This window comes from Streptomyces sp. NPDC085900 (assembly GCF_044540925.1).
GTDB lineage: Bacteria > Actinomycetota > Actinomycetes > Streptomycetales > Streptomycetaceae > Streptomyces > Streptomyces gilvifuscus.
Genome location: NZ_JBITSP010000004.1, coordinates 499,434 through 521,949, shown reverse-complemented (window position 1 = coordinate 521,949; position 22,516 = coordinate 499,434). Strand labels below are relative to the sequence as shown.

At 72.1% G+C, this 22,516-nt stretch carries 20 protein-coding genes; 6 read left to right on the top strand and 14 right to left on the bottom strand.

Annotation, left to right across the window (positions count from 1 at the left end):
* Positions 1–18: 18 nt before the first annotated feature.
* Entirely contained in the window at positions 19–2,160 is a 2,142-nt protein-coding gene (locus ACIGDI_RS16465; RefSeq protein WP_399896503.1) for a discoidin domain-containing protein, read from the top strand.
* A 143-nt stretch (positions 2,161–2,303) separates the two neighbouring features.
* Positions 2,304–2,699, top strand: coding sequence for a group 1 truncated hemoglobin (locus ACIGDI_RS16460; protein WP_399896498.1), 396 nt, complete (start codon positions 2,304–2,306; stop codon positions 2,697–2,699).
* A 3-nt stretch (positions 2,700–2,702) separates the two neighbouring features.
* On the opposite strand, the gene ACIGDI_RS16455 is transcribed toward ACIGDI_RS16460, so the two are convergent.
* The 7 genes from ACIGDI_RS16455 to ACIGDI_RS16425 all read right to left on the bottom strand — a co-directional run bounded on the left by ACIGDI_RS16455 (position 2,703) and on the right by ACIGDI_RS16425 (position 8,368).
* A complete protein-coding gene (locus tag ACIGDI_RS16455; protein WP_399896494.1) occupies positions 2,703–3,521 on the bottom strand; it encodes an ABC transporter ATP-binding protein in 819 nt (272 codons plus the stop codon).
* Positions 3,518–4,297: an ABC transporter permease gene (locus ACIGDI_RS16450; RefSeq protein ID WP_200699653.1), complete on the bottom strand. Its 780-nt coding sequence runs from the start codon at positions 4,295–4,297 to the stop codon at positions 3,518–3,520. The genes ACIGDI_RS16455 and ACIGDI_RS16450 overlap by 4 nt, the downstream gene beginning before the upstream one ends.
* Positions 4,294–5,067, bottom strand: a complete 774-nt coding sequence (locus ACIGDI_RS16445; RefSeq protein WP_399896491.1) for an ABC transporter permease — start codon at positions 5,065–5,067, stop codon at positions 4,294–4,296. The genes ACIGDI_RS16450 and ACIGDI_RS16445 overlap by 4 nt, the downstream gene beginning before the upstream one ends.
* Positions 5,064–6,032 (bottom strand): ABC transporter substrate-binding protein, encoded by a 969-nt coding sequence (locus ACIGDI_RS16440; RefSeq protein WP_399896488.1) that lies wholly within the window; start codon positions 6,030–6,032, stop codon positions 5,064–5,066. The genes ACIGDI_RS16445 and ACIGDI_RS16440 overlap by 4 nt, the downstream gene beginning before the upstream one ends.
* Positions 6,033–6,192: 160 nt before the next feature.
* Positions 6,193–7,128 carry a PDR/VanB family oxidoreductase gene (locus ACIGDI_RS16435; RefSeq protein ID WP_399896485.1) on the bottom strand — a complete coding sequence of 312 codons (936 nt, stop codon included), beginning with the start codon at positions 7,126–7,128 and terminating at the stop codon, positions 6,193–6,195.
* Complete coding sequence (locus ACIGDI_RS16430; RefSeq protein ID WP_399896483.1) at positions 7,125–7,298, bottom strand: hypothetical protein; 174 nt, start codon at positions 7,296–7,298, stop codon at positions 7,125–7,127. The genes ACIGDI_RS16435 and ACIGDI_RS16430 overlap by 4 nt, the downstream gene beginning before the upstream one ends.
* Entirely contained in the window at positions 7,295–8,368 is a 1,074-nt protein-coding gene (locus ACIGDI_RS16425; RefSeq protein ID WP_399896480.1) for a Rieske 2Fe-2S domain-containing protein, read from the bottom strand. Before ACIGDI_RS16425 ends, ACIGDI_RS16430 begins: the two co-directional genes overlap by 4 nt.
* A gap of 252 nt (positions 8,369–8,620) precedes the next feature.
* Here ACIGDI_RS16425 and ACIGDI_RS16420 point away from each other — a divergent pair, with 252 nt between their 5' ends.
* Both ACIGDI_RS16420 and ACIGDI_RS16415 read left to right on the top strand, forming a co-directional pair.
* Positions 8,621–10,678 (top strand): phosphocholine-specific phospholipase C, encoded by a 2,058-nt coding sequence (locus ACIGDI_RS16420; RefSeq protein ID WP_399896477.1) that lies wholly within the window; start codon positions 8,621–8,623, stop codon positions 10,676–10,678.
* Positions 10,679–10,747: 69 nt separating this feature from the next.
* Complete coding sequence (locus ACIGDI_RS16415) at positions 10,748–11,671, top strand: phospholipid scramblase-related protein (protein WP_399896474.1); 924 nt, start codon at positions 10,748–10,750, stop codon at positions 11,669–11,671.
* Between the two features lie 31 nt (positions 11,672–11,702).
* Here ACIGDI_RS16415 and ACIGDI_RS16410 read toward each other — a convergent pair whose 3' ends face one another.
* Positions 11,703–12,647 (bottom strand): hypothetical protein, encoded by a 945-nt coding sequence (locus tag ACIGDI_RS16410; protein ID WP_399896471.1) that lies wholly within the window; start codon positions 12,645–12,647, stop codon positions 11,703–11,705.
* Positions 12,644–13,441 carry a phosphatase PAP2 family protein gene (locus ACIGDI_RS16405; protein WP_399896468.1) on the bottom strand — a complete coding sequence of 266 codons (798 nt, stop codon included), beginning with the start codon at positions 13,439–13,441 and terminating at the stop codon, positions 12,644–12,646. The genes ACIGDI_RS16410 and ACIGDI_RS16405 overlap by 4 nt, the downstream gene beginning before the upstream one ends.
* A 240-nt stretch (positions 13,442–13,681) precedes the next feature.
* Here ACIGDI_RS16405 and ACIGDI_RS16400 point away from each other — a divergent pair, with 240 nt between their 5' ends.
* On the top strand, positions 13,682–14,296 hold the full coding sequence (locus ACIGDI_RS16400; RefSeq protein ID WP_200699643.1) for a TetR/AcrR family transcriptional regulator: 615 nt from the start codon (positions 13,682–13,684) through the stop codon (positions 14,294–14,296).
* A gap of 147 nt (positions 14,297–14,443) precedes the next feature.
* Here ACIGDI_RS16400 and ACIGDI_RS16395 read toward each other — a convergent pair whose 3' ends face one another.
* Positions 14,444–15,478 (bottom strand): DUF2510 domain-containing protein, encoded by a 1,035-nt coding sequence (locus tag ACIGDI_RS16395; RefSeq protein WP_399896464.1) that lies wholly within the window; start codon positions 15,476–15,478, stop codon positions 14,444–14,446.
* 429 nt (positions 15,479–15,907) lie between these two features.
* On the opposite strand from ACIGDI_RS16395, the gene ACIGDI_RS16390 reads away from it, so the two are divergent.
* Positions 15,908–18,589, top strand: coding sequence for an ATP-binding protein (locus ACIGDI_RS16390; protein ID WP_399896461.1), 2,682 nt, complete (start codon positions 15,908–15,910; stop codon positions 18,587–18,589).
* Between the two features lie 7 nt (positions 18,590–18,596).
* On the opposite strand, the gene ACIGDI_RS16385 is transcribed toward ACIGDI_RS16390, so the two are convergent.
* From ACIGDI_RS16385 to pcaG, 4 genes are all read right to left on the bottom strand, one after another.
* Positions 18,597–19,388: an SDR family NAD(P)-dependent oxidoreductase gene (locus ACIGDI_RS16385; protein ID WP_399896458.1), complete on the bottom strand. Its 792-nt coding sequence runs from the start codon at positions 19,386–19,388 to the stop codon at positions 18,597–18,599.
* A gap of 64 nt (positions 19,389–19,452) precedes the next feature.
* Entirely contained in the window at positions 19,453–20,580 is a 1,128-nt protein-coding gene (gene pcaD / locus ACIGDI_RS16380; protein ID WP_399896455.1) for a 3-oxoadipate enol-lactonase, read from the bottom strand.
* Positions 20,577–21,911, bottom strand: a complete 1,335-nt coding sequence (pcaB, locus tag ACIGDI_RS16375) for a 3-carboxy-cis,cis-muconate cycloisomerase (protein WP_399896452.1) — start codon at positions 21,909–21,911, stop codon at positions 20,577–20,579. Before pcaB ends, pcaD begins: the two co-directional genes overlap by 4 nt.
* Positions 21,908–22,513 carry a protocatechuate 3,4-dioxygenase subunit alpha gene (gene pcaG, locus ACIGDI_RS16370; RefSeq protein ID WP_399896449.1) on the bottom strand — a complete coding sequence of 202 codons (606 nt, stop codon included), beginning with the start codon at positions 22,511–22,513 and terminating at the stop codon, positions 21,908–21,910. Before pcaG ends, pcaB begins: the two co-directional genes overlap by 4 nt.
* Positions 22,514–22,516 lie beyond the last annotated feature (3 nt).

Below are 22,516 nucleotides of genomic sequence, written 5' to 3'. Positions count from 1 at the left end.
CGCAGAACTGTCAGGGGCATGCCAGCCGCCATGGTGGTCGCCCTCTCCGCCGGCCTGCTCACCGCGATCGCTCCCGCCGCCCACGCGGCCGCCGGCGCCACCCTGCACTTCACCTCGGTCGAGGCCGAGTCGGCCACCACCACCGGCACGAAGATCGGCCCCGACTACACCCAGGGCACCCTCGCCTCCGAGGCCTCCGGACGGCAGGCGGTACGCCTTTCCGCCGGCCAGCGCGTCGAGTTCACCGTGCCGCGCGCGGCCAACGCCGTGAACCTCGCCTACAGCGTCCCGGACGGCCAGTCGGGCTCGCTCGACGTGTACGTCAACGGCACCAAGATCTCCAAGACCCTGCCGGTGACCTCCAAGTACTCCTACATCGACACCGGCTGGATCCCCGGCGCCAAGACGCACCACTTCTTCGACAACTCCCGGCTCCTGCTGGGCCAGAACGTCCAGCAGGGCGACAAGGTCGCCTTCCAGGCCACCGGCACCCAGGTCACCGTCGACGTCGCCGACTTCGAGCAGGTCGGCCAGGCCGCCGGCCAGCCCGCCGGTTCCGTCTCGGTCACCTCCAAGGGCGCCGACCCCACCGGCAGCGGCGACTCCACCCAGGCCTTCCGGGACGCCATCGCCGCCGCGCAGGGCGGTGTGGTGTGGATCCCGCCGGGCGACTACCGGCTGACCTCCTCCCTGGGCGGCGTCCAGAACGTCACCCTCCAAGGCGCGGGCAGCTGGTACTCGGTCGTGCACACCTCCCGCTTCATCGACCAGTCCAGCTCCTCCGGCAACGTCCACATCAAGGACTTCGCGGTCATGGGCGAGGTCACCGAACGCGTCGACTCCAACCCCGACAACTTCGTCAACGGGGCTCTGGGGCCGAACAGTTCGGTCTCCGGGATGTGGATCCAGCACATGAAGGTCGGCCTGTGGCTGATGGGCAACAACGACAACCTGGTCGTCGAGAACAGCCGCATCCTCGACACCACCGCCGACGGCCTCAACCTCAACGGCAACGCGCACGGCGTCCGGGTGCGGGGCAACTTCCTGCGCAACCAGGGCGACGACTCGCTCGCCATGTGGTCGCTGAACGGGGCGGACAGCAACAGCAGCTTCGAGAACAACACCATCTCCCAGCCCAACCTCGCCAACGGCATCGCGATCTACGGCGGCACCGACATCGCCGTGAAGAACAACCTGGTCTCCGACACCAACGCCCTCGGCAGCGGCATCGCGATCTCCAACCAGAAGTTCCTCGACCCGTTCTCCCCGCTCGCCGGCACGATCACGGTCGACGGCAACACCCTCGTCCGCGCGGGCGCGATGAACCCCAACTGGAACCACCCGATGGGCGCGTTGCGCGTCGACTCCTACGACAGCGCGATCAACGCGACGGTGAACATCACCAACACCACGATCACCGACAGCCCCTACAGCGCCTTCGAGTTCGTCTCCGGAGGCGGGCAGGGCTACCCGGTCCGCAACGTCACCGTGGACGGCGCCACCGTGAAGAACACCGGCACGGTCGTGGTCCAGGCCGAGGCGCAGGGCGCCGCCACCTTCCGCAACGTCAGCGCCGCCGCTGTCGGCGTCGCCGGCGTCTACAACTGCCCCTACCCGGCGAGCTCGGGCACCTTCAGCCTCACCGACGGCGGCGGCAACTCCGGCTGGAGCAGCACCTGGGCGGACTGCTCCACCTGGCCGCAGCCGGGCCAGGGCAACCCCGACCCCGACCCCAACCGCAACCTGGCCAAGGGCCGCCCGGCCACCGCGACCGGTTCGCAGGACGTCTACACGCCCGGCAAGGCCGTCGACGGTGACGCCAACAGCTACTGGGAGTCGGCCAACAACGCCTTCCCGCAGTCCTGGACGGTCGACCTCGGCTCGTCCTACGCCGTCCGCCGACTGGTGCTGAAGCTGCCGCCGTCCTCCGCGTGGGGCGCGCGCACCCAGACCATCACCGTGCTGGGCAGCACCGACGGCTCCTCCTACTCGACCGTCATCGGCTCCGCCGGCTACCGCTTCGACCCGGCGACCGGCAACACGGCCACCGTCTCGCTGCCCGCGAGCACGAACCTGCGGTACCTGCGGCTGTCGGTGAGCGCCAACACCGGCTGGCCCGCGGGCCAGTTCAGCGAGGTGGAGGCGTACCTGACCAGCTGACCCACTGTTTCCGGCGTCCACTCGCCGGGTGAGGAGCCGGTTGCGAAGAGTTCACCGCGGTCCCGGGGCCGCCGGAGGGCCTTCTGACAGCCCGGAAACCGTCTCCTCACGCTCCGGCAAGACGGCGTCGCGACGCTGACCCCATGACCGACACCACCTCCGGCACGCCGGCCCCGGCCGCTTCCCCGACCCTCTTCGAGCAGCTCGGAGGGGAGGACGCCGTCGGGGCCGTCGTCGACCTCTTCTACGACAGGGTGCTCGGCGACCCCGATCTCCAGCCGTACTTCACGGGGGTGGACCTGGACCGCCTCAAGCAGCACCAACGCCGCTTCATCGGCCAGGCCCTGGGCGCCACCCGCCCCTACTCCGGCCGCTCCATGCGCAATGCGCACGAGCATCTGGCCATCACCGACGACGCCTTCGGCAAGGTCGTCGACCACCTGGCCGGCGCCCTCACCGAGGCCGGGGTGGACGAGGCGACCATCGGCACGATCGCCCAGGCCCTGCTGCCGCTCAAGGCGGACATCGTCACCGCCTGACGTTCAGCCCCGGCCGGACGCCGCCGGTCCGCGCTTCGCCGCCTGGATCTGCTCGTACACATGCGTGCGCAGCTCGGCGAAGCGCGGGTCCACGCGGGTGTGCAACTGGTCGCGCTCGACGGGCAGATCCACCTTCAGCTGTTCCTGCACGACGGTGGGCGAGGCGGACAGCACCACCACCCGCTCGCCGAGGTAGACGGCCTCGTCGATGTCGTGCGTGACGAACAGGATCGTGATCCCGCGCTCCCGCCACAGCCCGCGCACCAGGTCCTCCAGTTCGGCGCGGGTCTGGGCGTCCACGGCGGCGAACGGCTCGTCCATCAGCAGCACCTGCGGCTCGTAGGCGAGGGCGCGGGCGATGGCGACCCGCTGCTGCATACCGCCCGAGAGCTGCCACGGATACGCCCCCGCGGCATCCGCGAGTCCGACCGACTCCAGCGCGTCGGCGACGAGCTCCCGCCGCCTCGCCCGGCTCAAGTCCTTCTGCTTCAGCGGCAGTTCGACGTTCTCCCCGACCCGCATCCAGGGGAAGAGGCTGCGCCCGTACTCCTGGAACACGAACGCCATGCCAGGCGGCGGTCCGGTGACCGGCCGGCCCGCGAGCACCACCTGGCCGGCCGTGGGTGCGAGCAGCCCGCCCACGCACTTCAGCAGCGTCGTCTTGCCGCAGCCCGAAGGGCCGACGAGACAGACCAGTTCGCCCGCCTCCACGGTGAAGGTGAGGTCGCGCAGCGCCTCGACGCGGCGGCCGGAACCCTCGTAGACCTTCCGCAGGCCGGATACGACGAGCGCGTGCACGGGCCGCCCCTTCACGAGCTTCACGATGACCGCCGGGTGGCGGCGCGCAGGCCGTGGTACCAGGCCAGGGCACGCCGCTCCACCAGCTGGAAGAGGACGGAGAGCAGGAAGCCCAGCAGGCCGAGGACCAGGATGCCGGTCCACATGTCGGGGACGGCGAAGCCGCGCTGGAACTGGACGATGGTGAAGCCGATGCCGTCGCTGGCCGCGAACATCTCGCTGATGACCATCAGGATGATGCCGATCGACAGCGCCTGGCGCAGGCCCGCGAAGATCTGCGGGCTCGCCGAGCGCAGCACCAGGTCACGCAGGCGGGCCACGCCGGTGATGCCGTAACCGCGGGCCGTCTCCAGCATCACCGGGTCGACCGCGCGCACGCCCTCGACGGTGTTGAGCAGGACCGGCCAGACACAGCCGCTCGCGATCACGACGATCTTCATCGTGTCGCCGATCCCCGCGAACAGCATGATCACCGGGACCAGGACGGGCGGCGGGATCGCCCGCAGGAACTCCAGGACCGGCTCGCACACCGCGCGCACCCGCCGGTAGGAGCCGATGAACGTGCCGAGCGCGACGCCCACGACCGCCGCGAGCGCGTACCCGGCCGCCAGGCGCAGGACGCTCGGCAGGACGTCCGCGCGCAGCCGGTCGGCCGTCCAGACGTCCGGGAAGGTCTTCAGGATCGTGCGCAGCGGCGGCCAGAAGGGGTCGGTGCTGCCGTCGGACGCGGCCCACCACACCGCGACCAGCACCACCGGCAGGGCGACGACGAACACCAGCCGCAGCAGCGGACGCCTCACACCGCCACCTCCCCGCGCACCGACTGGTGCCAGGCCAGAGCCCGCCGCTCCACCGTGCGCGCGCCGACGTTGACGACCAGGCCCAGCAGCCCGGCGACCACGATCAGCGCGTACAGCTCCGGCACCGCCTGCGAGGCCTGCGCGACCGCGATCCGCTGGCCCAACCCCGGTGCTCCGATGACGAGTTCGGCGGTGACGGCGAGGATCAGCGCCACCGCGGCGGCCAGCCGGACGCCGGTCATGACGTACGGCAGCGCGGTCGGCCACAGCACATGCCGTACCCGCGCCCAGGTGCCCAGCCCGAACGACCGTGCCGTCTCCTCGGCGACCGGGTCCACGTCCTGGACCCCGTACAGGGTCTGGATGAGGACCTGCCAGAAGGAGGCGTAGACGACGAGGAGGAGCACCGACCTCAGCTGGGTGCCGTACAGCAGGACCGCCAGCGGGATCAGGGCGACCGAGGGGATCGGGCGCAGGAACTCGATCGTGGAGGCCGTCGTCTCCCGCAGGTACGGCACGATCGCGATCAGCACGCCGGCGACCACGCCCGCGCCGACCGCGATCGCGAGGCCGATCGCCCAGCCGACGAGGGTGTCGCCGAGCGCCGACCAGAACGCGCCGTCGGACACCTCGTCCGCCAGCGCGGAGGCGACGCGGCTGGTCGGCGGGAAGTAGGCCTCCTTGACCAGGCCGAGCCGCGGCACCGCCTCGCCCAGGGCGAGGAAGGCCGCGAGCCCGGCCGCGCCCAGCGCGGCGTTCACGCCCCTCACGGCAGCAGCGTGTCCAGGTCGGGAGACTTCTTGAAGAACCCGAACCCCTCGCCGAGCTTCGCCTGCGTCTCGACGGAGGCGCGGTTCGTGTCGGCCGGCCACTTGGGCAGGGTGATCCGGGCCAGGACCGACGCCGGGACCTTGGTGTACGTGGCGACGATCTGCCGGACCTCGTCCGGGTGGGAGTCGGCGTAGGCGAGGGACTGGGCGGTGGCCGTCCGGAACTTCTTCACCACGGCCGGGTTCTGCTGCGCGTACTGCTGCGAGGTGAAGTACATCGCCACCGTGAGGTCCGGGGCGACGTCCACCAGCGACGAGGCGATCTCACGGCCGCCCTGTGCCTTGATGGTGGTGAGGGCGGGCTCGACCGCCATGGCGGCGTCGACCTGGCCCTTGTCGAGCGCGGCGGCCATCTGGTCGAAGGGGATCTCGACGAACTTCACCTTGTCCGGGTCGCCGCCGGCCTTCTTCACCGACTCCCGTACGGACAACTCCACAATGTTCTTGAGGGTGTTGACGGCGACCTTCTTGCCCTCCAGGTCCTTCGCCGTCTTGATGGAGCTGTCCTTCTTCACCAAGGTGGCCCCGAAGTCCTTTCCCTGCACGCCCGTTGAGGCGACGCCGTTCGAAATCGCCTTCAGGGCGACGCCGTTGGTCTGGGCGAGCATCAGGGAGAACACGTTGGAGAACCCGAACTGGTCCTGGCCGGAGGCCACCGCGGGCACGATGGCGGCGCCTCCGGCGGCGAGCGTCAGGGACAGTTTCAGGCCCTGCTTCTCGTAGAAGCCCTTCTTCTGCCCGAGATACAGGGGCGCCACGTCCACGATCGGGATGAGCCCGACCTTGACCGTGGTGGTGCCCCCGGACGACGTGCCTCCACCGGACGACCCGCCGCCGGACGAGCCACAGGCCGTCGCGGCGAGGAGTAAGGCGCCGGCGCTGAGGCCGGCGAGCAGACGACGCATGGCTCCTCCTGTACAGACAACGGTGTTCCGACAGGCTGTGCGCGCACCGCACAGTAGTGCTCAACTGGCGTGCAGGGAACCTAGAGTGCCGCGTCCCGCACGGTCAATGGTTCGGCTGACGAAATTGTTGACACTCCGGAGGAGCCGTGTGGCGGCGGGATCAGAGATCCAGCACGAGCCTCCTGCCGCGACAGCGGGACACACAGATCATCATCGTCTCCCCGCTCTCTCGTTCCGCGTCCGTGAGCACCGAGTCCCGGTGGTCCGGGGTGCCCTCCAGCACGTCGGTCTCGCAGGTGCCGCAGGTGCCCTCGGTGCAGGAGAACAGCACCTCGACGCCCGCGGCCCGGACGGCGTCCAGCACCGAGACGTCCGGCGCGACGGTGACCGTGCGGCCGCTCTGCGCCAGCTCCACCTCGAACTCGCCGTTCTCACCGCCCTCCTGGACCTTGGGCGCGAACCGCTCGACGCGCAGCCGCCCGGCCGGGCAGCTCTCCTCGACCGCGTCGAGCAGCGGGCCGGGACCGCAGCAGTAGACCAGCGTGCCCTCCGGCAGACCGTCGAGGACGGAACCGAGGTCCAGCAGTCCGGTCTCGTCCTGCGGGGCGACGGTCACCCGGTCGCCGTACCGCGCCAACTCCTCGGTGAACGCCATGGAGTCACGCGTGCGGCCGCCGTACAGCAGCGTCCAGTCGGCGCCCGCCGCCTCGGCCGCGGCCAGCATCGGCAGGATCGGCGTGATGCCGATGCCGCCGGCGACGAACCGGTAGCGGGGCGCGTTCTCCAACCGGAAGTGGTTGCGCGGCCCGCGCACCCGCACCTTGTCGCCGACCCCCAACTGCTCGTGCACATGGGCCGATCCGCCCCGCCCGGCGGGCTCGCGCAGCACGGCGATCCGCCAGGCCGTACGGTCCTCGGGGTCCCCGCACAGCGAGTACTGCCGCTCCAGCTCCGGCCCGAGCACGACGTCGACATGGGCGCCCGGCTCCCAGGCCGGCAGTTCCTCGCCGAGGGGATGGCGCAGGGTGAGGGCGAGCACGCCGTCGGCCGCCAACTCCCGGACGCCGACGACGAGTTCGGCCTCGTACACGCTCATGCGGCGCTGCCTTCCGGGGGCCGGTGTCCTTCGGGGTGGCCGAGCATCCACTCCCACATCTCCACCGGGTCCTGGGCGGTGTGCTCGGCTCCGCAGTGACAGGTGCCGTGCAGGACGTCGGTGCCCGGCAGCCAGTCGATGCGGTAGATCTCGCCGGTGCCGTTGCTCACAGAACCTTCTCCACGGGCTTGTCGCCCTCCTCGACCAGCCGGGCGAGGATGCGGCGGGCGGCCAGGCCGCCGGTGTCGATGTTGATGCTCAGCTCCTGGTAGCCGGTCCGCTCCGAACCCAGCGTCCGCTGCAGCAGGTTGAGCGCGTCCACGTCCTGCATCACCACGGTGTGGTTGTTGCCCCGCAGGAACTCGGTGACCTCCGCGTCCTCGGTCGCCCAGTCGCGGGAGACCATCCAGAAGTCGTAGACGTGGCCGTCGGACGACGGGGTGATCGCGTACGTGATCTCGGTGTGGAAGGCGTTCGGGTCGCTGCCGTCGGCCTCCGGCACCACACCCACCGGGGCGATCCGGCTGTGCAGCAGGTACAGGCAGGGGGCGTGGTACTCGATGTCCTGCCAGCGCGTGATCCGGCCCTCGATGCCGGTGGACCTGGCGTAGAACGGCGGGCACTCGGCGTCGTCCATGTGCCGACTCACCCGTACGATGCCCGCGCCCTCGTCGACCTCGGTGGTGATCGGCGTCTCGGCGACCTCGGGTGTGCCGATGTAACCGCCGTGCAGATAGGTCTCGTGGGACAGGTCGAGGAGGTTGTCGACGAGCAGCCCGTAGTCCGCGTCGATGGGCTCCATGCCGCGGACGGTGACCCAGCCGGGGGAGTCCAGGTGCCGTGCGCGCGGGATGGTCTGCGGGTCGGCCAGCTGCGGGTCGCCGATCCACACCCACACCAGCGAGTCCTGCTCGACGACGGGGTAGGAGGCGACCCGGGCGGTGCGCGGTACGCGCTTTTGGCCGGGCACGTAGACGCAGGTGCCGGTCGTGTCGTAGGTGAAGCCGTGATAGCCGCACACGAGCCGGTCGCCGTCGAGCCGGCCGGGCTTCTCGTGCAGCGGGAAGCGGCGGTGCACACAGCGGTCGGCCAGCGCGATCGGCGTGCCGTCCTCCTCGGTCCGGTAGAAGACGAGGGGCTCACCGAGGACCGTCCGACCGAGCAGCTCCTCGCGTCCGACCTCGTGGCTGTAGGCGGCGACGTACCACTGGTTCCTGGCGAAGGCGGTGATGTGAGGCATGGCGTTCCCGTCCCTGAGAGCGGGGCGCCGTCGCCCCGCGTGCCGTGGTGGGACTCAGATTCGTGACGTCCGGCCCAGGCGGGCAAGGGCGCTTCCGTCTGACGGAAGCGGTCCGCCGCACCGCTCGTACCGACGACTTTCACACGGACGCCACCGCACCCTTCCCTGACGTTCGTCGCTCTTGGAACACTCGCACCGCGCGCAATCCGTCACGTTCCGGCCATCCGCACCCAGGATGAGAGGCACTCACCCATGCCCGAAGTCAATCGGCGCCGATTCCTCCAACTCGCGGGCGCGACCAGCGCCTTCACCGCCCTGTCCAGCAGCATCCAGCGCGCCGCCGCGCTGCCCGCGAACCATCGCACGGGGTCGATCGAGGATGTCGAGCACATCGTCGTCCTGATGCAGGAGAACCGTTCTTTCGACCACTACTTCGGCACCCTCAGAGGCGTCCGCGGCTTCGGCGACCCGCGCCCGGCCGTGACCCGGCAGGACGGCAAGCCGGTCTGGTACCAGGCCGACGCCAACGGCAGGGACATCCTGCCGTTCCACCCGGACGCCGACGACCCGGGCCTGGCGTTCATCCAGGACCTGCCGCACGGCTGGAACGACGGGCACGCCGCCTTCAACGGGGGCAAGTACGACAAGTGGGTGCCGTCCAAGGGGTCCACGACGATGGCCTACCTGACCCGCGAGGACATCCCGTTCCACTACGCGCTCGCCGACTCCTTCACCGTCTGCGACGCCTACCACTGCTCGTTCATCGGCTCGACCGACCCCAACCGCTACTACATGTGGACCGGGTACACGGGCAACGACGGCCAGGGCGGCGGCCCGGTCCTCGGCAACGACGAGGCGGGCTACGCCTGGACCACCTACCCCGAGCGCCTGGAGAAGGCCGGCGTCTCCTGGAAGATCTACCAGGACGTCGGCGACGGCCTCGACGCGGCCGGCGGCTGGGGCTGGATCCAGGACGCCTACCGCGGCAACTACGGCGACAACTCGCTGCTCTACTTCAAGCAGTACCAGAACGCCCAGCCCGGCGACCCTCTTTACGACAAGGCCCGCACCGGCACCGACGCCCGCAAGGGCGAGGGGTTCTTCGACCGGCTGAAGGCCGACGTCAAGGGCGGCGCGCTGCCGCAGATCTCCTGGATCGTGGCCCCCGAGGCCTTCACCGAGCACCCCAACTGGCCCGCCAACTACGGCGCCTGGTACGTCGCCCAGGTACTGGACGCCCTGACGTCCGACCCGAAGGTGTGGGCGAAGACGGCCCTGTTCATCACCTACGACGAGAACGACGGCTTCTTCGACCACCAGATCCCGCCCTTCGCTCCCGGCTCGGCCGCGCAGGGCAAGTCGACCGTCGACGTCGGTCCCGACCTGTTCAAAGGCGACGGCAGCCACCCGGCCGGCCCCTACGGGCTCGGCCAGCGGGTGCCGATGCTCGTCGTCTCGCCCTGGAGCAAGGGCGGTTACGTCTGCTCCGAGACGATGGACCACACCTCGATCATCCGGTTCATGGAGCGCCGCTTCGGGGTGCACGAGCCGAACATCTCGCCCTGGCGGCGCGCCATCTGCGGCGACCTGACCTCGGCGTTCGACTTCTCCCACAAGGACGTCGAGCCCGTCGCCCTGCCCGCCACGGACGGTTACCTGCCGCCGGACCACAACCGCCACCCCGACTACGTGCCGACCCCGCCGGCCAACGGCTCGCTGCCGAAGCAGGAGCCCGGCCTGCGCCCCGCCCGCCCGCTCAAGTACGCCCCGTACGTGGATGGTTCGGTGGACACCGCCGCCGGGAAGTTCACCCTCACCTTCGCCTCGGGGGCGAAGGCGGGCGCCGCCTTCCTCGTCACCTCCGCCAACCGCACCGACGGGCCGTGGAGTTACACCACCGAGGCCGGCAGGACGGTGGCGGACACCTGGAACTCGGCGTACTCCGGCGGCTCGTACGACCTGACCGTGCACGGCCCCAACGGCTTCCTGCGCGCCTTCAAGGGCGTGAACAAGACCGCGGGACCCGAGGTCACCGCCCGCCACCACGGCGACGACATCGAGCTGGCCCTCACCAACAAGGGCTCCGGCACCGTCCGTCTCAAGCTGAGCGGCGGCTACGGCTGCAGGACACGGTTCCTCACCGTGCGGCCCGGCGCCACGGTGAAGCACACCGTCGACCTGGCGGCGAGCCGGCGCTGGTACGACCTCACCGTCACCTCCGAGGCCGACCCGGCGTTCCTGCGGCGGTTCGCCGGGCACGTCGAGAACGGGCGGCCCGGGGTGAGCGACCCGGGGTTGATCACCGCCTAGGTAAAAGGTGATGAAGGCGGTGTTGGCGGGACTGGCGGGGCGTGGGTGGTGCCGGGGTAGTGTGCCCCGGTGACCACACAATCGAACACATCTGCTGGCTGGTATCCGGATCCGCACGGAGCGCCGCAGACCCTCCGCTACTGGGACGGCGCCCAGTGGACCCAGCACACTCACGCGGACCAGCAGCAGCCGCCGGCCCCGGCTCAGCAGGCACCGCAGCAGCAGATGCCGCAGCAGCAGATGCCGCAACAGGTACCTCAGCAGCAGATGCCGCAACAGGTACCTCAGCAGTCGATGCCGCAGCACGTACCGCAGCAGCCCGCCGGGCCCGACCCGCGGGTGCAGCGTCAGGTGCAGCAGCAGGCCGGGGTCGCGCCCAGCGGCCCCGGTGGCGGCAGTCTGTTCACCGAGCCGGTTCTGGTGGTCAACCAGAAGGCCAAGCTGATCGAGCTGACCAACGAGTACACGGTCATGGATCAGAACGGCAACCAGATCGGCTCGGTGACCGAGGTCGGGCAGAGCGCGCTGAAGAAGGCGCTGCGGTTCGTCTCCAGCTTCGACCAGTTCATGACGCACCGGCTGGAGATCCGGGACGCCTACGGACAGCCGCAGTTGGTGCTGACCCGGCCCGCGAAGGTGTTCAAGTCCCGGGTGGTCGTGTCCCGTCCGGACGGCTCGCCGGTCGGTGAGATCGTGCAGCAGAACATGATCGGGAAGATCAACTTCGCGATGGTCGTGAACGACCAGCAGGTCGGGGCGATCAAGGCGGAGAACTGGCGGGCCTGGAACTTCGCGATCGTCGATCACGCGGGCAACGAGGTCGCGCGGATCACGAAGACGTGGGAGGGGCTCGCCAAGACGATGTTCACCACCGCGGACAACTACGTGCTGCAGATCCACTACCAGTTGCCGGAGCCGCTGCTGAGCCTGGTGGTGGCCACGGCGCTGACGGTGGACACGGCGTTGAAGCAGGACTCGCGCGGACTGGGCTAGGCCCGAGGGCCGGCGGCGGGCCGGTGTGGGGTCACAGCGGCGTCAGGTGGCCCGGGTCGGCCGGCTGCCGGGGCACCAACGGGTTCTCCAGCAGCGCCGATTCGGGCTCCAGGGCCAGGACGGCCGCCACCGGGTGCTCCTCGTCCGCCGGGACGAACCCGGGGGTCGTCCGGGTCAGCAGGACCACACCCCAGGAGGCCAGGCCCGCTCCCGCGAGGGCGAGCAGGATGCCCGCGGCCCCGCCCTGCAGCCGTTCGCCGAGCAGCGTGAGGCCGATCACCGCGGCGGCCAGGGGGTTCGCCAGCGTCACCATGGCGAGGGGTGCGCCCAGTCCGCCCCGGTATGCGGTCTGCGACAGCAGGAGTCCGCCCGCCGCGAAGGCGGCGACCAGCAGGGCCACGCCGATCACCTGCCAGCTCAGCAGCGAACCGGAACGGTCCGTCGCCGCCACCGTCACGGTCTGGGTGAGCGCCGAGGCGACACCCGAGGCGAAGCCCGACGCGGTGGCGTGCCGCAGCCCCGGCTTGGCGCCCGGCCGGGCCAGCGCGCCGATCAGCGCGGTGGTGCCCCCGGCGACCGCGAGCGCCTCGGGCACGCTGAGCACGGCCTCCGGGGCCTGCCCCGAAGCGGTGACGAGGATCGCGCCCAGCCCGGCGAGCGTCAGCGCGGTGCCCCGCCACTCGGCGGAGCTCACCTTCCGCCCGGCCACGCGCGCGCCCATCGGCACCGCGGCGACCAGAGTCAGCGCGCCGAGGGGCTGTACGACGGTCAGCGGGCCGTACTTGAGGGCCACGACGTGCAGCAGGGCCGCCCCCGCGTTCAGCCCGACGGAGGCCCACCAGGCGCCGGCGGCCAGCAGGCGCAGCGTGCCGGTGCCGGAGCTGCGGGCGGCGAGCCGTTCCTGGGCGACGGCCGCGGCCGCGTAGGCGACGGCGGAGACCAGGGACAGGGCGACGGCGACGAGTGTGGCGGTCATCGGGCCGCTCCCACCAGGATCTTGTCCTCGGCGGGGGCAGGCGCGGCGCCGCCCCGGCCCGCCGTGGAGATCGTGTGCCGCGGCCGGTGTATCAGGGCGAGCGCCGTACCGAGCATCGCGGTGGCCACAATCGCGTCGAGCCAGTAGTGGTTCGCGGTCCCGACGATGACCAGCAGGGTGACCAGCGGGTGCAGCAGCCACAGCCGGCGCCACCGGGACCGGGTGGCCGCGATCAGGCCGACGGCCACCATCAGGGCCCAGCCGAAGTGCAGTGAGGGCATCGCCGCGAACTGGTTCGAGAGATGGTCCGAAGACGGCGGCCCGTACACCGAGGGGCCGTAGACCCTGGCGGTGTCGATCAGGCCCGTGCCGGCCAGCATGCGCGGCGGTGCCAGCGGGAACACGAACGGCAGCACCAGGGCCGCGGAGGTGACCGTGGCGAGGACCCGGCGGGCCCAGACGTAGTGCGCGGGCCGCCGCAGGTACAGCCAGACCAGGAAGGCCACCGTGGCGGGGAAGTGGACGGTGGCGTAGTAGGTGTTCGCCAGATGCACGAGCGTGTCGCCGTGCAGCAGGGCGGACTGCACCGAGCCCTCGCCGGGCAGACGGACCGCTCGTTCCAGGTCCCACACGCGGTGCGCGTTGTGGATCGCCTCACCGGTGTGGCCGGTCGCCAGCTGCCGGCCGAGTTTGTAGACGAGGAAGAGCCCTGCGACGAGCAGGAGCTCACGGACGAGCGGAGGCCGCGCGGTCGCGCGGGCCTCTCCTTCTGCAGGCTCGGTGTGGGCTGTCATCCCCCGGCCCCTTCGCTGACGAGGTGCGTGTGGTGGTGCGAGTCGAGACCCCTGTCGCGGCCGGAACTCATCGGTACGCCAACGTCCCGAAACGGAAGCGTTCCGATACGTGAGTGTACCGATACGACTGCGTTCCGGTACACTCACGTATCGATAGAGGAAGGACACAGTGACTTTCGGGAATAGAGTCGTGGTGGAGCACCACCGGACTCCGAGCCGAGGCAGAGGGGAGACGAGCACATGACGTCGCAGGCAGCGGACGGACCGGAGACGGTCGCCGCCTCGCGCCGCTCCAAGATCACGCCCGAGCGTGAGCGGGAGTTCTTCGACGCCGTGCTCGAGCAGGTCCGCGAATGCGGCTACGACGCCGTCACCATGGAGGGCGTCGCCGCCAGCACCCGCTGCAGCAAGTCCACGCTCTACCGGCAGTGGAAGACCAAGCCCCAGTTCGTGGTCGCCGCCCTGCGCTCGCGCCGCAGGTCCCGCTTCGGGAGCATCGACACCGGCTCGCTCGCCGGCGATCTGCGCGAGGCCGCGCGGGCCGTGGGCCGCTGGTCGACCAACGACACCAAACTGCTGCAGGCCCTCGGGCACGCCGTCACCCAGGACGCCGAACTCGCGCAGGCGCTGCGCGAGGCGATCGTCTACCCGGAGATCGCCGCGCTGAAGGAACTGCTGCGGCGCGGAGTCGAGCGCGGCGAGATCGCCGCCGACCATCCGGCGCTGGAGTACATCCCCGCGCAGATGTTCGGCGTCGCCCGCGCCCGGCCGGTCGTGGACGGCGAGTACGCCGACCCCGACTATCTGGTCCGCTTCGTGGAGGCCGCCGTGCTGCCCGCGCTCGGACTCACCTGAGACCCGGGTCGCCGTCCACGGGATGACTGGACGGCGGCCTGGTCGCGCCGCACCGTGGGGACGGGGGCGGCGCGCACTCCCCGGCCGGGTGGGGTGCCCCTTGAGCGGAGGGGCACCCCACCCGGCCGATCTGTGCCGGGACCGGCCTCAGACGTTGCTGCCGTCGCCGCTGCCGGTCGAGACCTTGATGCCCTTGGTGATCTCGTCGATGACCGACTGCTTCTCGCCGACGTCGACGCCGAAGCGCACGACGACGATGTTCGAGGGGTTGGCGGGGGAGGGGAAGGCGAGCGACTCGACGTAGCCGTCGGAGCCCTTGCTGGTGACCGCCTTCCAGCGGACCATGTAGCCCTTCTGCCCGGCCACCGTGACCGCCTTGGAGTCGAGCACCTGGTGCGAGGTGATCGAACCGTAGGTCTTGCCGCCGTAGGACTCCGTGGCGTTCGCCTGGATGTCGGCCTTGGCGACCTCCTCGGCCGTGCTGCCCGAGGTCCTGAGGACCTGGGCCGGAGCCGAGTACGCGCCGCCCTTCGTGCAGTTCTTCGAGGTGTCGCCGGGGCACTTGTAGGAGTCGTTCGACGTGAGCGAGGCGCCCACCTGGAGCTGCTGCCCGTACCAGTCCGCCGGTATGGGCAGGCTGATACCGGCGATCGGGTCGGTCACCGAACCGCTCCTGATCTTCGGGGCCTCGGACCGGCCGGGGGCGGGCGACTGCCCACCGTCCGAGCCACCGGAGCCGCCCGGGCCGCCCTGCCCGCCCGGCGAGCCGCCCTCACCGCCGAACGGCGCGCCCTGTCCGCCCGTGCCGCCCTGTCCGCCCGGGCCCTGCCGGGAGTTGGCGGCGCCGCCGCCCGAGCCGCCGTCGCCGATCAGCGCCCACACGCCCACACCGATGCTCGCGAGGACCGCCGCCGCCACGGCGACGGCTATCCCCGTGTGCAGCCCGCGCCGCGGAGCGTGCGGCGGTGGCTGGGCGGGGAACGCCGGATAGGTGGGATACGCCGCGTACGCCGGATCCGTCCCGGCCGTCGGCGACTGCGCCGGGGGACCCCATACGGCGGCCGAGCCCGCGGGGCGGGTCCGGTCCGTCCATGCCTTGCCGTCCCACCAGCGCTCGGTGGCGGGACCCTCACTCGTCTGCCCCGGGTCGGGATACCACCCGGGAGGAGTCACCTGCGTCATGCCCCCACCGTATGAGGCGTCGGTGAAAGCGGGATGAGAGGATCCGGACTTCGGCCACCGACCGGCCGGTACGGCGGCCTCCCCTCCGGCGCGGACGGCCGCGGACCGTCCGTCCCGCGCGTGCGGGAAGCCGGACACTGCGAGTCACCACCGTGGACGCCGAACCCGTCGCCCACCGACCCCGCGACCACGGTCCTTACCGCGAACCAGCCCCGTCTGTCCCCGCGTTGGCCGAAAACAGCCGCGTCTTGAACGGCTTTTGACGATCCGTCGGCTGCTCGCCCGCAGGTCAGGCCCTCCACGCGTCGCCCGGCCGCACCCGCTGTCACCCATCGCGGCAACAGGTGCCCCGACCGGCCTCCACTCGCCCGACCGGCCCGCTACGCTCGAGATCTGTACGTCGTTCGGGCGACTTGGGGAGGTAGCGGGATGACGGAGGTACGGCCCATGGAGGCCGCCTCGGCCTCCCTGTGGGAGCGGGACGAGGAACTCGCCGCCGTCGCACAGGCGGTCGACACCCTGCGCGCCGACCGCTCGTCCTCGGGCAGCCTGCTGATGGTCCAGGGCGAGGCGGGCCTGGGCAAGACAGCCCTGCTGGCCGAGACCCGCCGCATGGCGGAGCGGCGCGGCTGCACGGTCTGGTCGGCCCGCGGCGGCGAGACCCTCAGGTCCGTGCCCTTCAACGTGGTCCGCCAGCTGCTGCAGCCCGCCCTGGTGTCACTGATGCCGGAGGAGGCGCGCGAGTACCTCGGCGACTGGTACGAGGTCGCGGGCCCCGCCCTCGGCATCGCCGAGCCCGGCGAGCGGCAGGCCGACCCGCAGGGCGTGCGCGACGGCCTCGTCGCCGCCGTACGCAGGTTCGCCCGGCGCGACTGGCCCCTGGTGCTGCTCATCGACGACGCCCACTGGGCCGACCAGGAGACCCTGCGCTGGCTCGCCGCGTTCGCCGAACGCCTCGACGACCTCTCCGTCCTGGTCGTCGTGGCCCGCCGCCCCGGCGAGGTCAGCGGCGAGAGCGCCCGCCTCCTCGACACGGTCGCCGCCACCGCGGGCCGCCCCGGCACCCTGCTGAGCGCGCTCACCCCGGACGCCACCGCCGGCCTCACCCGCGCCACCCTCGGCGCGCACGCCGACGCCCCGTTCTGCCGCGAGGTCTGGGCCGTCACCGGCGGCAACCCGTACGAGACCGTCGAGCTCCTCGCCAAGGTCCAGGACAGCGAGCTGGAGCCGACCGAGGGCTCCGCCGCCGAACTGCGCGCCCTCAACCGCTCGGCCCGCGGCGGCGGACTCGTCGCCCGCCTGGAGGAACTCGGCATCGACGCCACCCGGTTCGCCTGGGCCGCGGCCATCCTCGGCACCGGCATCACCGTCCGCCTCGTCGCCAAGCTCGCCACCATGGATCACGAGGCGGCGGCGCGCTGCGCCGAACTGCTCAAGGGCGCCCGCATCCTCGCCGAACCCGACCCGTCCGCCACCCGGGCGGCCGACGGCGAGCTGGAGTTCGTGCACCCGCTGATCGCCACCGCCGTCTACCACTCCATCCCCGACGCCCTGCGCACCGCCATGCACGGCATCGCCGCCCAGGTCATCACCGACTCCGGGCTCGGCGCCGCCATGGCGTCCCGGCACCTGCTGCAGGTGCACCCGGACGACGACGAGGAGCTCGTCGAGCAGCTGCGCGAGGCCGCCCGCGAACACCTCGCCGTCGGCGCCCCGGACGCGGCCCGCCGCTGCCTGGAACGCGCCCTGCTGGAACCGCCGACCCCCGACGTCCACGCGCGCGTGCTCTACGAACTGGGCTGCGCCACCCTCCTGACCGCGCCCGCCGTCACCATCGACCACCTCCAGTCCGCGCTCGGCATGCCCGGCCTGGCCGGCGACGAGCGCGTGGACGCCGTCTTCCGCCTCTCCCAGGCCCTCCTGCACAACGACCAGCTGGAGGAGGCCGTCCGCACGGTCGAGGCGGAGGCCGCCCGGCACGAGGACGGTCCCGCCAAACTGCGGCTGCAGGCGGTGCGGTTCATGTGGGAGGGCATCGCCGGCGAGGCCGTCTCCCCGGACCGCTCCGAGCGCCTCGCCGCACTCGCCGCGACCTGCACCGGACGCGACAACTCCGAGCGCGCCCTGCTGATGCTGCGCGGCTTCGACGCCCTGATCCACGGCGAGAACGCCGAAGAGGTCGTCGAGTACTGCGACCGCTCCCTGGTCAACGGCCGCCTCGCGCCCGGGCTCGGCTGGACCGACACCGAGTGGGGCATCGAACTCCTGCTGATGCTGGCCAGCTCCTACGCCCACACCGACCGCCTCGACCGCGCCGAGAGCCTGTGCACCGAGGCCCTGCGCGCCTACGAGACGGCCGGCTGGAGCGGCGGCCATCTCGTCCTGGCGCACGCCTACGTCGGCCTCGCGCACCGCAGGCGCGGCCGGCTGCGGGAGGCGGAGACCTCCCTGCGCGAGTCGCTGCGCCTCGCCGAGCGGGTCGGCCGCGGACTGCCGCTGTACTGGACCGTGACCTGCAACCTCGTCGACACCCTGCTGGCCCGGGGCCATGTCGTGGAGGCCTGGGAGATCGCCGAGGAGTACGGCTTCGCCCCGCCCTACCCCTCCACCATCGTGATGCCCGACGTGCGCTCCGTCCGCGGCAGGCTGCTGCTCGCCGTCGGCCGCACCAAGGACGGCATCAACGAACTGGAGGAGGCCGAGAAGGCCGCCGCCGCTCGCGGCCACCACAACCCCGTGGTCGTCCCCTGGGCCCTCGACCTGGCGCGCGCCCTCGCCACGGAGGACCCGGCCCGGGCCGCCCGGCTCGCCTCCGACGCCCGCCGGCAGGCCGAACGCTTCGGCACGGACACGGCCATCGGCGAGGCGCTGCGCTGTGCCGCGGCGCTGGAGACCGGGCAGCGGGCGGTCCGGCTGGCGGCCCAGGCGGTCGCCTACCTGGAGGCCTCCCCCTGTCAGTACGAACACGCGGCGGCCCGAGTGGAGTACGGGATCGCCGCACGCTCGGTGGCCGAGATCAACCGGGGCCTGGCGCTGGCGCGTTCGTGCGGCGCGGACGGTCTGGTGGCGACGGCCCGGGAGGTGCTGGACACCGGACGGGGCCTGCGCTGAGGGCGCCTCACAGCGCCAGGAGCTGGTCCGTCACCGCCGACAGACGCCGGCGCACCTGGCCGTCGTACGTCAGCTCGTGCGCCCTCGACCGGCTCGTGCCGTCGAAGTAGCCGCCCGTGCCCAAGTCCTTCGTCGCCAGGGCCAGTACACCCGGTGCGCCGTCCGCCACCGTGTTCCACGGGGTGACGCCGCCCTCCCGGACCATCGCCGTGTCCATGAAGGTCGCCGGGTGCAGGACGTTCACGGCGACGCCGGTGTCCGCCAGCTCCTCCGCCAACGCGAAGGTGTGGGCGGCCAGGGCGAACTTGGCGCGGCGGTAGGCCGCGAAGCCGTCGTAGCCCCGACGGAACTCGACGTCGTCGAAGTCGAGGGGCTCCTGGCCCACCGAACCCACGTTGACGATCCTGGCCGGTGTGTTCGCGCGGAGCACCGGCAGCAGCGCGCGGGTCAGCACCACCGGCGCCAAGTAGTTCACGGCCAGGCGCAGTTCGTGGCCGTCGGCGCTCAACTCCCGCCCCGCGCCGGGCGCGCCCGCCCCCACACCGGCGTTGTTGATCAGGACGTCCAGGTCGGGATGCGCGTCGCCCACGTGGGCGCCCAGCTCGCGCACCTGCGCCAGCGAGGCCAGGTCGGCGACGAACCCCTCGGCGTCCCCCTCGGTGCGCAGCTCCTCGACGAGCCGCTCGGTACGCCCGGCGTCCCGGCCGTGGGCGAGGACGACGTGTCCGGAGCGGACCAGCTCGAAGGCGACGTAGCGGCCCAGACCCGAGGTGGCGCCGGTGATGAGAATGGTGGACATGCCCCCACCGTAGGCACGCGGCGAGGGCATGTGCGAGCTGCTGCTGAGGCTACGACCAGCAGGGTCACCCTTCCGCCTCGGCCTCCTCGGCGAGGACGCGCTGTGCGGTGGCGAACGCCGCGTTGGCCGCCGGGACCCCGCAGTACACGGCCGTCTGCAGCAGCACCGCGCCGATCTCCTCGGGGGTGAGCCCGTTGCGCAGGGCCGCGCGCACATGCATGGCCAGTTCCTCGTAGTGGCCGTGCGCGACCAGCGCGGTCAGCGTGATCATGCTGCGCTCGCGGCGCGAGAGCGTCGGGTCGGTCCAGATCTCGCCCCAGGCGTAGCGCGAGATGAAGTCCTGGAAGGGGGCGGTGAAGGGGGTCTGGCGGGCCTGGGCGCGGTCGACGTGGGCGTCGCCCAGCACCTCGCGCCGCACCGCCATACCGCTCTTGGCACCGCCGTCGAGGTGCGCCCGCAGGGCCGTCAGCACGGCCTGCGGGCACTGCGCGGGCGCGAGGTGGCCGGCGCCGGGCAGCTCGACGAGCGTGGAGCCGGGGACGGCGTCGGCGATCTCGCGCAGATGCGGCGGCGGGGTCGCCCGGTCCTCGCGGCCGGCGATCAGCAGCGTGCGGACGGAGAGTTCGGGGAGCCGGTCGCGCAGGTCGTAGGAGGCCAGCGCGTCACAGCAGGCGGCGTACGCCTCGGGGTCGGCGGCGCCCTGGTCCCGGACCAGCTCCGGGATCGTGAATCCTTCGGGGAACCAGCGCGCCGGGGCGCTCTCCACCAGCCACTGAAGTCCCTCGCGGCGCACCCGCTCGGCCCGCTCCTGCCACGGCCCGGGTCCGTTGAAGTGCGCGGAGGAGCAGATCACGGCCAGCGAGGAGACGCGCTCGGGGTGGTGCAGGGCGAGGTGCAGACCGACGGCGCCGCCCAGTGACACACCCGCGTAGGCGAACCGCTCGACGCCCAGCGAGTCGGCGAGGGCGAGCACCAGGCCGGCCAGGTCGCCGACGGTGGCGCCGGGGCCGATCAGGCCGGGGGCGGACCCGCCGTGCCCGGGCAGGTCCCAGCGGATCACCCGGTGGGTGGCGGACAGTTCGGGCGCGACCTTGTCCCACAGCGCGTACGACGTGCCGAGCGAGGGCCCGAGCAGCAGCGCGGGCGCGGAAGCGGGCCCCTCGGCACGGTGGTTGAGGAGTGTGTCGGTCAACGTCGCTCCAGGGCACGGTCGGTGAGGGCTCCGGCGGAGCCGGTGTAACGAGTGGGATCGGTGAGCTCGCCGAGGTCGGTGTCCTTCAGTTCCGGCTGCTCGGCGAGGAGTTCGCCGAGCGGGTGGCCCTCGGCGTAGGTCCGCCGGGCGAGTTCGGTCAGCAGTTCCTTGGCGCGGGCCCGCCCGAGCACCGCGGCCAGCTCGGCGGACAGCCGCTCGGAGACGATCAACCCGTGGGTCAGGCCGAGGTGTTCGCGCATCGCGTCCGCGTCCACGCGCAGCCCCTCCGTCAGTTCGGCCGCGTCCCGGGCGGCCCCGCCTGCCAGCCGCAGCAGGTCCCGCAGCGGCTCCCACTCGGCGTGCCAGGCCCCGGCGGGCCGTTCGTCCTCGGCGGCCATCGAGCCGTACAGCGTGGCCGCGAGCTGCGGGGCGCGCCGGGCGGCGGCCGCGATCAGCGTGGACCGCACGGGGTTGGCCTTGTGCGGCATGGCCGAGGAGCCGCCGCCGCTGCCCTCCGCGACCTCGGCGATCTCGGTGCGGCCGAGCACCAGGACGTCCGCCGCGATCTTGCCCAGCGCGCCGGCCGTGAACGCCAGGCAGCCGGCGAGGTCGGCGACCGGGGTGCGCAGGGTGTGCCACGGCAGGAGCGGGGCGGCGAGGCCGAGTTCACCGGCGTAGGCCGCGGTGAGGTCCGCCGTGTCCGCGGCGCCGTACACGGTGAAGGCCGCCAGTGTCCCGGCGGCGCCGCCGAGTTGGGCGGGCAGGGTGTCCCGTACCGCTGTGATCCGGTCGCGTGCGTCGAGCACCAGGGAACGCCAGCCTGCCGCCTTCAGCCCGAACGTCGTCGGTACGGCGTGCTGGGTGAGCGTCCGGCCCGGCATCGGGGTGTCGCGGTGGTCGGCGGCGAGCCGGGCCAGCGCCCCCTCCGCGCGGGCGAGGTCGGCCAGGGCGGGCTCCAGGGCCCGCACGGCGACCAGCATCATCGCCGTGTCCATGATGTCCTGGCTGGTGGCGCCCCGGTGGACGTAGGGGCCGTACTCCTCCCCGACGCCCTTGGTCAGGTCGGCGACCAGGGGGATGACCGGATTGCCGCCGGAGCGGGCGCGCGCGGCGAGGGAGCGCATGTCGAAACGGGCGGCGTCGGCCGCCTCGGTGACCGCGGTCGCTGCCTCGGCCGGGGCGAGGCCCCGGGCGGCCTGGGCGCGGGTCAGGGCCGCCTCCGCGTCGAGCAGGGCCTGCAGGAAGGCCGTGTCGGAGGTCGCGGAGACGGCGGGGGAGCCTGCCCACCCGGGGGCGAGCAGGCCGGTGTCGTCGGGACCGGCAGAAGTCACTGGAACTCCAGGAAGACCGTCTCGCCTTCGCCCTGAAGGCGGATGTCGAAACGGTAGGTGCTGTTGCCCTCGTCCTTCGCGATCAGCGTGTCGCGGCGTTCCGCCGCCAGCTGCGCGAGCAGCGGGTCGTTCGCGTGCGCCGCCTCGTCGCCGGGCAGGTAGATCCGGGTGAACAGGTGCACCAGCAGCCCGCGCGCGAAGACGCACGCGCTGATGTACGGCGCGCTGCGCCCCCGCGCGCCCGGGCGCAGGGTCCGCGCGTACCAGTGGCCGTTCGCGTCGGTCTGGATGCGCCCCCAGCCGGTGAACTCCACGCCGTTGCGGCCCAGGTAGTCGCCGGAGGCCGGGTCGCGTCGTATGGAGCCGTCGGTGGTGGACACGTTGCCGTCCGGGTCGGCACCCCACAGCTCCACGAACGCGTCGGGCAGCGGCTTGCCCTCGCCGTCCAGGACGTAGCCGTGCACCGTGATCGTGTCCGGGTGGCCGAGGGGCGCGATGTGCTCGCCGCCTCGGAAGGGCAGCGCGTAGCCGTAGAAGGGGCCCACGGTGTGCGAAGGGGTGGGCAGCACGCTCTCCGGCCGGCTGGTGTCGATCTTCGTCATGGC